10 protein-coding genes are annotated in these 12,382 nt (G+C 40.0%); 2 read left to right on the top strand and 8 right to left on the bottom strand.

All coding sequences use genetic code 11. From position 1 onward, the window contains the following. Positions 1–5: 5 nt before the first annotated feature. From F4V57_RS10295 to F4V57_RS10285, 3 genes are read right to left on the bottom strand one after another with little or no spacing between them, the layout of a single operon-like run. Entirely contained in the window at positions 6–1,331 is a 1,326-nt protein-coding gene (locus F4V57_RS10295; RefSeq protein WP_070070251.1) for an ammonium transporter, read from the bottom strand. Then, positions 1,328–2,191, bottom strand: a complete 864-nt coding sequence (locus F4V57_RS10290) for a cytochrome c oxidase assembly protein (RefSeq protein WP_070070250.1) — start codon at positions 2,189–2,191, stop codon at positions 1,328–1,330. The genes F4V57_RS10295 and F4V57_RS10290 overlap by 4 nt, the downstream gene beginning before the upstream one ends. A gap of 56 nt (positions 2,192–2,247) precedes the next feature. After that, on the bottom strand, positions 2,248–4,215 hold the full coding sequence (locus F4V57_RS10285; RefSeq protein WP_070070249.1) for a primary-amine oxidase: 1,968 nt from the start codon (positions 4,213–4,215) through the stop codon (positions 2,248–2,250). A gap of 236 nt (positions 4,216–4,451) precedes the next feature. Here F4V57_RS10285 and ahr point away from each other — a divergent pair, with 236 nt between their 5' ends. Further along, the gene (gene ahr, locus F4V57_RS10280) at positions 4,452–5,471 is read left to right on the top strand and encodes an NADPH-dependent aldehyde reductase Ahr (RefSeq protein ID WP_070070248.1); all 1,020 of its coding nucleotides are present in this window, start codon (positions 4,452–4,454) and stop codon (positions 5,469–5,471) included. Positions 5,472–5,577: 106 nt separating this feature from the next. Here ahr and bioB read toward each other — a convergent pair whose 3' ends face one another. Together bioB and F4V57_RS10270 are read right to left on the bottom strand one after the other, a co-directional pair. Continuing rightward, positions 5,578–6,567: a biotin synthase BioB gene (gene bioB / locus F4V57_RS10275; protein ID WP_141729254.1), complete on the bottom strand. Its 990-nt coding sequence runs from the start codon at positions 6,565–6,567 to the stop codon at positions 5,578–5,580. Between the two features lie 370 nt (positions 6,568–6,937). After that, positions 6,938–7,801 carry a LysR family transcriptional regulator gene (locus F4V57_RS10270; RefSeq protein WP_070070246.1) on the bottom strand — a complete coding sequence of 288 codons (864 nt, stop codon included), beginning with the start codon at positions 7,799–7,801 and terminating at the stop codon, positions 6,938–6,940. A gap of 127 nt (positions 7,802–7,928) precedes the next feature. Here F4V57_RS10270 and F4V57_RS10265 point away from each other — a divergent pair, with 127 nt between their 5' ends. Then, complete coding sequence (locus tag F4V57_RS10265) at positions 7,929–8,723, top strand: sulfite exporter TauE/SafE family protein (RefSeq protein WP_070070302.1); 795 nt, start codon at positions 7,929–7,931, stop codon at positions 8,721–8,723. Positions 8,724–8,755: 32 nt separating this feature from the next. Here F4V57_RS10265 and F4V57_RS10260 read toward each other — a convergent pair whose 3' ends face one another. The 3 genes from F4V57_RS10260 to F4V57_RS10250 all read right to left on the bottom strand — a co-directional run bounded on the left by F4V57_RS10260 (position 8,756) and on the right by F4V57_RS10250 (position 12,221). Next, positions 8,756–10,075, bottom strand: a complete 1,320-nt coding sequence (locus tag F4V57_RS10260) for an NCS2 family permease (RefSeq protein WP_070070245.1) — start codon at positions 10,073–10,075, stop codon at positions 8,756–8,758. Between the two features lie 81 nt (positions 10,076–10,156). Continuing rightward, positions 10,157–11,212: an aromatic ring-hydroxylating oxygenase subunit alpha gene (locus F4V57_RS10255; RefSeq protein ID WP_070070244.1), complete on the bottom strand. Its 1,056-nt coding sequence runs from the start codon at positions 11,210–11,212 to the stop codon at positions 10,157–10,159. Between the two features lie 31 nt (positions 11,213–11,243). After that, positions 11,244–12,221 (bottom strand): PDR/VanB family oxidoreductase, encoded by a 978-nt coding sequence (locus tag F4V57_RS10250; RefSeq protein ID WP_070070243.1) that lies wholly within the window; start codon positions 12,219–12,221, stop codon positions 11,244–11,246. Between the last annotated feature and the right edge of the window lie 161 nt (positions 12,222–12,382).

The following is a 12,382-nucleotide window of genomic DNA, read 5'->3' as shown; positions in this document are numbered from 1 at the left end:
AATATTTATTTGTTATATGCATTTTCGTTATAGTGTGCAATATCCAGACCGATTTCCTCATCATTTTCACTTGCACGCAAGCCGATGGTTTTATCCAGTATTTTGAGAATCATCCAGCTCATACCACCACAGTATACAATGGTAAACACAACACTGATCAATTGTATCCAAAGTTGTTGAATAATATTAAGATCGGCAACATTTCCACCCAATAAAGGCGATGCAAAAATACCTGTAAGCAACGCACCAACTATCCCACCTATGCCATGTAAACCAAATACATCAACACTATCATCATATTCAAAACGATGTTTAATGGTTGTCACTGCATAATAACAACAAATTGCAGTGACAAAACCGATGCAGATTGCACCTATAGGCCCGACAAAAGCACATGCAGGAGTAATACCGACTAAACCGGCCAATGCTCCTGATGCAGCACCCAATGCACTCGGTTTTTTACGGTAGATCATTTCGACCATAACCCAACCGAGAATTCCTGAACAGGCAGCAATTTGGGTACACAGCATGATGGTGCCAACATTCTCATTCACTGCCAGGCCAGAACCAACATTAAAACCAAACCAGCATACCCATAAAATTCCTGCGCCAGTTAATGCCAGCGTAACATTATGTGGAGGCATGGCAACTTTAAGATAACCTTTGCGCTTACCAACCATAATCGATGCAATCAATGCAGCCAATCCTGCATTCATGTGTACAGCTGTTCCACCTGCGAAGTCCAGCGTACCCCAATTGTGCATAAGCGCACCAGGCCCACCCCAAACCATATGAAACATGGGTAGAAAACATAGGGTGAACCAGATGATTAGAAAGAGTAGGCTGGCAGAGAATTTCATTCTTTCGGCGAAACCGCCAATAATGATTGCCGGTGTAATAATGGCAAAGGTCATCAGGAAAAAGATCAGTATGCCATCTGGAATTGCAAGTTCATTGACATTGGCAAGATTAATTCCATTTAAAAATACGTTATCCAGCGTGCCAATAAAGCTATGCAGATTATATTCTCCTTCAACCATTCCGGTGGTATTAACGGCAAGACTATAACCATAAATTACCCATAATACACCGATAACACCTGCACTGATAAACATCTGAGCAAAGATGGACAATACATTTTTACTGCGAATAAAACCACCATAAAACATTGCCAACCCGGGAATACACATGAGTGTGACAAACATGCCGGCAACCATGACCCATGTTGTATTACCTTTATCCAGTTCATATGTTGTGGCATATGCGTGTGATGTCAAAAGAAAGCTGGGCATCAAAAACAGAAATAAACCGTATTTTACGATCAAACTCATATGATCTCCTTGTGAATATGCATTGAGGTGGATAAATTCAAGTCATTACGTCGTCGTTTAATGTCTATTAAAAGGAATAAGATAATTGCCAGTAATAACAATAGACCACCAAACACTTGATCCATTTGTAGGGAAAGCTGTGGTAAATAAGAGATGATGCTGTGCGCATCATGTTGCATGATGCTTTCAGGCATTGCATAGAGTGGTGGCAATATCATCAGTGCAATACCAATGAATACCTGAGGCATTAACATTAATGCATTGAACTGGTTGTAATTTAGTCTGGCGATATATAAGTTCTGATTAAATAACTGCATACTTTTACAGAGTAAAATTCCAGTAATGACCATTGCCCACTTCATCATGCTATATAGCAGGGCATCCTGCATCAGACGTACATGTAGTGATGGTAGTAGCCACATCAAAGTCATTAAATTAAACGTAACCAGACTAAAAATAAGCAGGCCGACCATTGTTTTACTGGCAGGCCGATTTGAAATTACGGTTGCTTTAGGCGTTTGCGATAATAACAATAAAAGTGGAATCAAATGATGAATCAAACTACTTTGTAAACAATGTAACCAAACCGAATGACGAGCAATACTGTCTGTAACAGGATGCATGCTGATAACAAATAAGAATGTAATCGTGACAAATATATAGGGATGTTGTCGCCAGACTTTAGCCCGAACCATCCACACTCCGATAACAATAAAAATTATAATAATTTCAATACTGTTTGATATGGTCCAAAATGTATGAGTATGCTGTTGTATGGTTAACCCTGTGCTGACCTCGGTCATAGTGCTGTGATGTTGTGCCAAACCCGTGTGCTGGTGTGGCATCTCTGAATGACTCATGGCACCTCCTAAAAAACGGTAATGATCATGCTCATTACCGTTTTGATGGTTATGGCTTAGGTGTTTTTATGGCGGCAATGAGAAGCCCCATCCTGAACACTGGCATGATCCTTACCAGCAGGTAAATCCATTGCTGGGTTCAGTTCAAAGAAATTATTGGGCTGAAGTCTGAAGCCAACATACTGTACTGGCATTACAGGAAAATCCTCTGGTTTACAGATATGGGTATGCCCAAAGGTATGCCAGACAACAAGGTCCGTATTTTCAATCAGGCGATTTTGTTGTACCCAAACCGGTAAACCATCGCCATAATTTTGATTTGGATATTCACCTGAACCATAACGTTCTTTTTCAGCATAAGGTGTCACCCAAAGGTGTTTTTGTGCAAAACCAGCACGGCGACCTGTGGAACTTTGCGGATTTGCCAAAATAATTGGATTATGTTCAGCAACCAATTTGTAACCTGGATGATTACCCACATGATTTTTTACATTTGGGTTGATAATTTTCCAGAAACGACCCGTTGCACCATTGGCTTCCCGACAGGCTTCCAGTTCAGTTTTGAATGTTTGAGTTGTTGTTTTAAATAAAATACCTTTAGGATTATTCTCATCCATAGGAAGTGCTGATGCTTCAGTTTCAGTGACTGAATTCTGATTACCATCCACTTGCATGTGTAAACGTGCGCTAAAGAAATGCTGGTGCGTCGGTCCATAAATTTCAGGTGTGACTTTACCACCATTTGGTGTTTGTCCCGGTGTGATTGCCGAAGTTTGAATGATTCCTGTAAGTTTTGCCTCAAGTTGAATGGTGCCATCCTGATATAAATACCAATAAAAACCATAATCATAGTTTGCAACAGTACAGAAAAAGCTAATCACCAGACGGCGGGAACGGCGAACTTCAAATACACCTGTTCGGAATTCATAGTGTTTCCACATGGTGCCGTAATCTTCTTCATGCATACAAATGGCATTTTTCATGACAAAGGTATTGCCGAAGTCATCACTGGTTGGAATGTCAAAATAACGGATTGCACCCAAACAATCACAGCCTAGTTCTAATTGATTGGCAAGGCGTCCCAAACCATACTCACCACCATCAAAAGCACATTTCCAATAATGATTAGCAACATCATCAGAATAAGGTACACCCATATCCGTCACACTGGCACGGTAGAGGATTGGTCGAATTTTACCTTTATCGTTATAGCCTAACTGGTGAATAACTAAACCTTCACGTGGAGTAAAACCAACCCGAAATTCCCAATTTTGCCATGATACTTTCCAGTCATCATCTACAGTGAAGCTGACACCTTCAGGTTGTACGATATGTAAAGGTTTTAGATCCTTACGTGGCTCACCTAGAGATGGCGTGTCATAGTTCAGTTCTGCTTGAGGAATTGGCACATGACTACCATCATCAACTAATTCAATGATTTTACGCTCGTTGATGTCTACAATTGCAACTAGACCTTCTAGTGGATGTGCATAGCCGTTGTCCGTCAATTTTTTTCGATAAAAAGCAACGCCACGCATCAAGCGACGCCCTTTATATTTTTCATCATCGCCCCAATGGCCAAATGACCATGGATCAATCTGAATATTCTGGATATCTTCATCACTCAAGCCACGTTTTTTCACGGCAGCAATCCAGTCTGGATCTTCCTGAACGACTTTAACAAGATCATCAAATTCCTCAATCATTAAAGGCGCTTGTCCATTTTTATCCGTATCGAGTTGCACCCAGCTTGTAATATTTTGATTGTCTAAATTGACGATAGCTTCAAATGTATCTCCTGTACTTTTATCCAGAATTAAAGCAAATGCTTCTCGTGGGCAATATTCCCCTTCCTGTTCAAAGGCTGTCACTGCATGTTTGGAGGGTTCATTTAAGTATAGAAGTGGAAAACGATGATATTTACCTAGATTCTTTTGTATTTTTAAAATATCACTGGCAAGTGTTAACTCTTCTTGAGTGAGTAAATCCAGCGGATGCTTGGCAGGTTGAATTGATGTACTCATGACGAATGCTCCCGATTAAAAATTTCAACATCAAGACAGAAACAACAAATCGATGTCGCTTCCATTACATGGCTTAAATTTAAAATAGGTACAAACTTCACCGATGAATATCACAAAATGGCAAGAATATTCAGCAGATTCTTTTTGCCATTTTGTGATAGTAACCAGACCTAAAAACGCTTTATAACCATTGATGAATTCCTGAATATAATTTTCATAATTGAAAAGGATAAAATATGAGTGAAAATGTCATTCGTGCTTATGCAGCTATGCAGGCAGGACAGCAATTGACTGAATATCAGTTTAATGCAGGTGAGTTATTGTCACACGAGGTTGAAATACAAGTTAAATATTGTGGTCTATGTCATTCCGATCTTTCTATTATTGAGGATGACTGGCATGTATCACAATACCCCGTTATCCCCGGACATGAAGTGATTGGGCAAATATTGCGTTTGGGTTCACAAGCTAAAGGTCTTGAGGTTGGGCAATGGGTTGGATTGGGTTGGACGGCTGAAACCTGTGAGCATTGTAATGCTTGTCTACAGGGCGAACGGGTATTTTGCCCCGACTTAATCCCAACGATTGTGGGGCATGCAGGCGGGTTTGCAGATAAAGTTCGTGCTGGTTGGCAATGGGTCATTCCTTTACCTGAACAGCTAGATCCTGTGAGTGCAGGGCCGTTACTTTGTGGCGGTGTGACGGTTTTTCATCCTTTATTACAACATAAAATCCAGGCAATACATCGGGTTGGGGTGATTGGTATTGGTGGTCTGGGACATATTGCGTTAAAGTTATTGAAATCATGGGGATGTGAAATTACAGCATTTACCTCAAATTTAAATAAGAAAGATGACTTAATCAAAATGGGGGCAGATCATGTTCTTCAGACTCAGGATTACGCATCTATGCAAGATAATCATCAAACATTTGATTTGATTTTAAGTACAGTGAATATTGATTTGAATTGGAATGAATTTTTAAAATTACTGGCGCCACGGGGTGCATTTCATTTTGTGGGGGCAGTCATGACACCTGCACAAATACAACCAGCTACTTTAATTGCCAAAGCCATAAATGTTACTGGATCTGACACAGGAACACCTGCAACATTAAAACAATTACTAATATTTGCAGCCCGACACCAGATCCAACCTCAAGTTGAGATTTTTCCAATGTCACAGGTTAATCAGGCGATTACGCATCTAAAATCTGGCAAAGCGCGCTATCGAATTGTTCTAGAACAAGATTTTTGAATTGATAGCAGGCTTTACTAGAGTTGGATGCTTGATCAAGCAAAAAATGCCGATAGCGATTTGAGGTAGAATATTCTTGAGATCAAATAGCCATTTATTAATTTCATTAAACTGCCATGGCATCCACAGCAGTTTCTCTCACATTAATTTTGACCTGTTCTGCCTGTAAGCCAAGTTTAGCAAATAAGGCTTGATCTTTACCCTGACCAGCATTGGGTGTGGTTAGCAGTTTTTCACCTGAAAAAATCGAATTGGCGCCTGCCATAAAGGCCAGGGCCTGATCAGCATCACTCAATGCTTCACGACCAGCAGATAATCGAATATAACTGGTTGGCATAATTAAACGTGCAGTGGCAATGGTTCTAATCCATTCAATAACATCAAGTTTTTCAACATCTGCTAGAGGAGTGCCTTCGATTGGAACCAGCATATTGATGGGTACAGATTCCGGATGTATGGGTAAAGTCGCCAGTTCAAATAATAAGCCGATACGGTCATTCTGTGACTCTCCCAAGCCAACAATGCCACCACTACATACTTTTAAACCAGCATTGCGGACATGATCCAGCGTGTCCAGCCGATCATCAAAGCTACGGGTACTAATGATATTGCTGTAATATTCCCGAGAGGTATCCAGATTGTGATTGTAATAATCTAGTCCAGCATCTTTAAGGCGTTCTGCTTGAGAAGCATTGAGCATTCCCAATGTCATACAGGTTTCCAGCCCAAGCGCTTTGACTTCTTTTACCATTTCCAGAACATAAGGCATATCACGTTCATGTGGATTACGCCATGCTGCACCCATACAAAAGCGTGATGATCCGGATTGTTGGGCTGCTTGTGCCTCACGAATAACTTTTTCAACGGCAATACGTTTTTCTGCTTCCAGTTTAGAATCATAACGGGCAGATTGTGAACAATATTTACAATCCTCAGGACATTTTCCGGTTTTGATGGATAATAAAGTACTGACCTGAACAGTATTTTTTTCAAAGTATTGACGATGAACCTGTTGTGCCTGAAATAACAAGTCCATAAAAGGTTGTTGATAGATTGCTTCTATTTCTTGCCGAGTCCAGTCATTGCGTTGCATGATGATGATCCCATGGTGATGTGGCTGTCACTTTGTCACTTTATAATAAATTTGCAAATAAGTGATAGACCAATTCTACCATTATAGAAATTGATGAGTTTTTAATAATTTATGATTTTATCTGCAAAAATACCAATATTTTTAAATAATAGTTACAAAATTTGTTTGTATGCAACCTATAAAAGTTCAATAGAAAGGCATTTTCTGCCAGTAATCATTTAATGCGTGAACAAATTATGCAGATAACTTGCTTAACAATGAGTGGTATCAGTGACCAATTGATCATATGTATTAATCTTATATTTGTATTCAAGATAAAAACGTATTTCAGTAGATTGCCTATAAAATATTAGAGTCTGCAATCTGAATTGTCTTAAAGAAATTGCTGTTTTAAAAGATCAATAAAAGCATTTCTTGCACAATGAACACCAGTATTTTTATTCCAGACCAAATAATTTTGTACAGCATTTAATTGTTCAAGGGGATATGCGTTTATATTCCCAATAGCTTTGAATTGCTCATACATGGCACGTGGTAGCAATGAAACGCCGGCTCCGGCACTAACACAACCTAGAATCGTGCTATAACTGGCTATACTGATAATCGGTGCAGTGATATGATGCTGATTGAGCCATTCGCAAAATATTTTTCTATAAGGACAGCCTTCCGGCCACATAAAAATATTCTGATTAAATAAATCCTGAGCCTGATTAAATTCTCCAAGGGAGGATGATGCAATTAAAACCAGTTCTTCCTTGTAGATTGCCAAACGATGGATATCTTGATGTTGCTGATCTACCGCAATGATTGCACCATCCAGTTTATGCTGAATGACATCGTGTAATAATTGGTCCCAAGTTCCGGTATTAAATTGAAGCTGTACATCTGGATATTGTTGATGATATTGCGCCAGAATTTGCGGCAATCTGCTGGTAGCAGATGATTCAATTGCACCGATTTTTAATGGGCCGGTTGGTATTGATGTGGGTTGTACTGCTCTATATGCTTCATCGCATAAAGAAAGAATCTTATTCACATAATCATAAAAAATCTTGCCAGTTGGACTAATCACCAGACCTCGTCCCTGACGAATAAACAGAGGCGTACCCAATTCTTGTTCGAGAGTTTTTATTCTTGTAGTGATATTTGATGGGACACAATGCATAGATTCTGATGCGCGTATTATGCTGCCTTGATCGACAATCATTTTAAACATTTTGAGTTGAGTCAGTTCCATAATCATTCATTTTAAATGAAGAGTTAAGTAAATATAAGTCATTTGTTTTTAAGTATCAATTTTTCTAATCTAAAGCCAGATTACAGCATTAGAAAAGGAATACGGAATAAAAGTGACTTTTGATCAGATGATGATAACGCTGGGATTTTTTGCATTTTGTGGTGGCCTGATTGATGCTGCAGTCGGTGGAGGAGGCTTAATCCAGTTACCGGCACTATTACATACATTTTCGCAATATCCTTTAGCCACAGTATTTGGAACGCATAAATTGGCTGTCTTGGCAGGAAATGTTTCGGTAATATTTCAGTATTTAAACAAAGTTAGAATTATATGGAAATTGATGTTGCCCATTATGGTTTCAGCATTTATTTTTGCATTTGCAGGAGCAAATTCTGTCGCTTATCTGCCTAAAGAAGGTATGAATTATCTTGTTTTTTTTCTGCTTATTGTGATGGCGATTTATACTTTCATAAAAAAAGATTTAGGCACCACTCATACTAGGCTTCAATGTGGCTTTAAAGAAATTTTATTGGGTATTTTATTGGGTGGTTTAATTGGGTTTTATGATGGTTTTTTTGGCCCAGGTAGTGGTAGTTTTTTAATTTTTTTGTTTATTCGGGTTTTTGGGTTTGATTTTTTAAATGCTTCTGCCTCGGCAAAGATTGTGAATTTAGGAACGTTTAGTGCGGCATTATTATTCTTTGTTCCTTCAGGACATGTATTGTGGTCGGTTGGGATGATTGTAGCGCTATGCAATATTGCCGGCTCATTGACCGGCAGTTTTTTGGCTTTGAGATATGGCAGTGGATTTATTCGAATATTTTTTCTGCTTTTGTTGGTATTTTTAATTGGCAGAATGGGCATGTCGATATGTAGGGATTGTTCTGCTGACATTTGTAGTCTGCTACAATTTGAATGCTGATTATGCAAGTTGCAGACATGCCATGGAAAGGATTAACCACCGAATGTAATAAACTTAATCACCCACAAAATCGCCACAATCCAGACCATATAAGGAACTTTTTTAGCTTGTCCTGTTCCAAGTTTTAATACAGCATAACTGATAAAACCAAGCGCAATACCATCGGCAATTGAATAAGTAAACGGCATAAAAACCAGTGTGATAAATGCAGGAACAGCTTCCGTCATATCATTCCATTCAATGTTCAAAATACTTTGAATCATTAAAGCCCCAATAAAAAATAATACCGGTGCAGTGGCAAAAGCCGGAACGCTGGATGCCAACGGAAATAAAAATAAAGCCAGTAAAAATAATATGCCTACGGTGACAGCCGTTAACCCGGTTCTTCCGCCTGATGCCGCGCCGGAAGCAGACTCAATATAAGGGGTGGTAGAAGAAGTCCCCAAAGTTGCGCCTGCAATAATGGCAACCGAATCGGCCAGTAATGCCCGTTTAAGTCGTGGTAATTTACCATTTTTTAACAGGCCGGCACGTTGTGTAACCCCAATCAGTGTGCCTGTACTATCAAATAGATCCACCAGAAAAAATACAAAAATCACCCCGACCATGCTGGCGTTCATCAATCCGGAAAAATCCAGTTTAAAAAGGGTCGGTTCAATGGAGGGTATTGCACCAATCACACCATGAAACTGGTTATGGCCAAGCAGGGTAGATAAGAGCGTAATACTTAAAATACTGATGATCATGGCACCACGTACATGAAAATGATGTAAAATCAGTATGATGGTTAATCCCAGACCGGCATATAACACCGAAGGCTGAGTAATATCGCCCATTTTGACCAGTGTGGCTTCACTGGCAACTACGATGCCTGCGGATTTGAGTGCAATAAACGATAAAAATAAACCCACGCCACCGGCAATAGACATTTTTAAACTCATCGGAATAGCGTTGATTAATGCTTCACGAAATTTAAATAGGCTGGTCAGGAGAAATAAACATCCTGAAATAAACACTGCGGCCAATGCAGTTTGCCATGGCACACCCATGCCCAGACAGACCGAAAAAGTAAAGAATGCATTAAGTCCCATGCCCGGTGCCAGTGCAATTGGATAATTGGCAATGATCCCCATCACCAGACAGCCGATTGCTGCGGAAATACAGGTCGCCACAAACACCGAACCTTGATCCATATTTGCCAGTGCTAAAATATTGGGATTGACAATAATGATGTAACACATGGCCAAAAATATGGTAATACCAGCGATAATTTCATCCCGAAAACTGGTTTTTAGGGCTTTTAAATGAAATTGGCGTTCTAACCAGTGTTCCGGTGGATCAGTTTTTTGCATAATATTTGTCCTTTTACAGGTCAAAGCATCCCCGACCCATTGCATTTGCGTAATGAGTCTGCGGTGATGAATAGAGCGGATTTAAATGGTATATTTTTTACTCAAGCCCCATTCAGCAAGAATACGGCGGTAGGTGGTGGATGAGCGATCTGCTTCAAAATGTGCTTCAGACGTTAAATCCAGTGGTAATTCCTCTGGTTTCTGGGTTTCAACCATATCCTGATCTTCGGCGAAAATTTGTGCATTAAAATCATAAACTGCCTGCAAATCACCTGTGGTATCAAAATTGCGGGTTAAAGGTACAAACAGGCGAGTCTGGTTGTGCGAAACCGGACAGCAGGCATTTAAAATTTTCAATATACCGTCATTGGGAAAATACACAGTTAATACGGCCGAAAAAGGTGGATAAACGTCAAATACCCGTTTCCATAAAAACCCCTCTGGTGCCAGATGTTGCATGCCATGCGGATAATTACTGACATCGCTGATATATTCTGTATGCAGGCCATAATTGGTACGTTCAGTGGCATATTTGGGCACGACCGGATTATCCCGATCAGCGAATGCCTGATGATGTACCCAGGCGAAATGTGCAACATCAATAAAGCCTTCCAGTTGCCGTCCACTGGAACCGGCAATGTCTACATACGGCGGTAAAATCGCCTGATGATCTACATGCTCCCACGTATCAAGTTCAGGAAAATTGGCAGTTGCAGGATCACGACTTTGAATACTGGTCCAGACCAAACCGTATTTCAGTACCACAGGAAATTTGGTCAGTGAGAAACGATCCGAAATTTTGGTTAATTCCGGTTGTGCAGGAATTTTGGTACATTTACCTTCGGCGTTATACCGTAAACCGTGATAAGGGCAAATGATTTCTTCACCCTCGACCCAGCCTTTGGTTAACGGTACGCCCCGATGTGGACAAATATCCCGTACCAGATGAATGTCACCACTTTCTGTACGGTAGGCAGCGATTTTTACATCCAGTAAAGTGATCTGTCTGGGCTGTGTCGATAATTCATCAATACGCGCCACAGGATACCAGTGCTGAGAAAGAATTTCCCAGTCACGCTCTTCAAACTGGCTATAGCAGGGTTTATTCACTAAATTGACTACTGGGATTGCATTCATCTCTTGCGCCTCGTAGGGGATTGGGTTGAATTTATAAATCGATCTCAAGCATTGGGCTTTTGGCTCGTGAACAACACAGCGCAATGTATTGCTGACTGGCTGATTTTTCATCTTCAGTTTGTACCGTATCCTGATGATCAACCTCCCCATCAATCACACGGGTTAAACATGCACCACACATGCCCATTTCACAGGACAACGGCACATTGATCTGATTGTCGATCAATACTGTAGCGATGCTTTTTTCTTGCGGAACTGTAAATATCTGTCCGGTAGAATTGAGTTTAACCTGAAAGGTTTCTGCATTTTCTATGCCTGAATGCTCCAGATGCGCAGGCGCAACTGGTGCAAATGCTTCCAGAAAAATATTTTCTCTTGTCCAGCCATGTGCTAATAATTTTTTGATACAACTGTCCATAAAGCCCTGCGGGCCACATAAATAAACCTGCTGATTTTTATGAAAAGCTTTTAATATTTCTGCGATGTCCTCACGCAGACTTTGTCCGGCATCACTACATAGAATTTGTACATCACCATGCTGAAATTGTTGTTGTAGCCGTTTTTTAAATGCGATTTGTGCCTGATGTTTGATGTAATACAAGACATGAAACGGTTTCTGTTGCTGTTCCAGATGTTCTGCCATCGCCAGAATAGGCGTAATGCCAATACCGCCGGCAATCAAATAATATTCGGCAGCATCTTGTAACCGAAAAATATTGCGTGGTTGAGAAATATCAAGTTCATGTCCGACTCTAAGTTGTTCGTGAATAAATCTGGAACCACCACGGGATTGCAGATCTTTTTTAATGCAAACGGTATACGTGAAAAGATCATGACAATCACCAACCAGAGAATATTGACGAATGATGTGATTGGGAAGATAAACATCAATATGCGCACCAGCTTCCCAGGCTGGTAAAGGCTGATTGTTGGTTGCAGTCAGTGACACAGCAATATTGCCATCCCCCTGTAATGACATGCTGTCTACAATAACCCTGATTTTATTCATTGACTTCACCCTTGATCTTGCTGCTTCGCATAGATACATACGACATTTGATTGAATTTAATTATGTGAACATTTATGAATACAGTCTATTGGAATGATTTGAATATAATGTTCTAAATAAAAGAATGATATAATCTAAGCCAATAAAAAATATAAATTTTT

It is taken from the genome of Acinetobacter qingfengensis, from assembly GCF_008693185.1.
Classification (GTDB): Bacteria; Pseudomonadota; Gammaproteobacteria; order Pseudomonadales; family Moraxellaceae; genus Acinetobacter; species Acinetobacter qingfengensis.
The sequence above is the reverse complement of the archived record's forward strand: the minus strand, read 5'-3'. Positions and strand labels throughout refer to the sequence as shown.

Excerpts from the sequence above, each read along its gene's own strand:
- F4V57_RS10295 (WP_070070251.1), bottom strand. The coding sequence starts at position 1,331 with ATGAGTTTGATCGTAAAATACGGTTTATTTCTGTTTTTGATGCCCAGC.
- F4V57_RS10290 (WP_070070250.1), bottom strand. The coding sequence starts at position 2,191 with ATGAGTCATTCAGAGATGCCACACCAGCACACGGGTTTGGCACAACAT.
- F4V57_RS10285 (WP_070070249.1), bottom strand. The coding sequence starts at position 4,215 with ATGAGTACATCAATTCAACCTGCCAAGCATCCGCTGGATTTACTCACT.
- ahr (WP_070070248.1), top strand. The coding sequence starts at position 4,452 with ATGAGTGAAAATGTCATTCGTGCTTATGCAGCTATGCAGGCAGGACAG.
- F4V57_RS10270 (WP_070070246.1), bottom strand. The coding sequence starts at position 7,801 with ATGGAACTGACTCAACTCAAAATGTTTAAAATGATTGTCGATCAAGGC.
- F4V57_RS10265 (WP_070070302.1), top strand. The coding sequence starts at position 7,929 with ATGATGATAACGCTGGGATTTTTTGCATTTTGTGGTGGCCTGATTGAT.
- F4V57_RS10260 (WP_070070245.1), bottom strand. The coding sequence starts at position 10,075 with ATGCAAAAAACTGATCCACCGGAACACTGGTTAGAACGCCAATTTCAT.
- F4V57_RS10255 (WP_070070244.1), bottom strand. The coding sequence starts at position 11,212 with ATGAATGCAATCCCAGTAGTCAATTTAGTGAATAAACCCTGCTATAGC.
- F4V57_RS10250 (WP_070070243.1), bottom strand. The coding sequence starts at position 12,221 with ATGAATAAAATCAGGGTTATTGTAGACAGCATGTCATTACAGGGGGAT.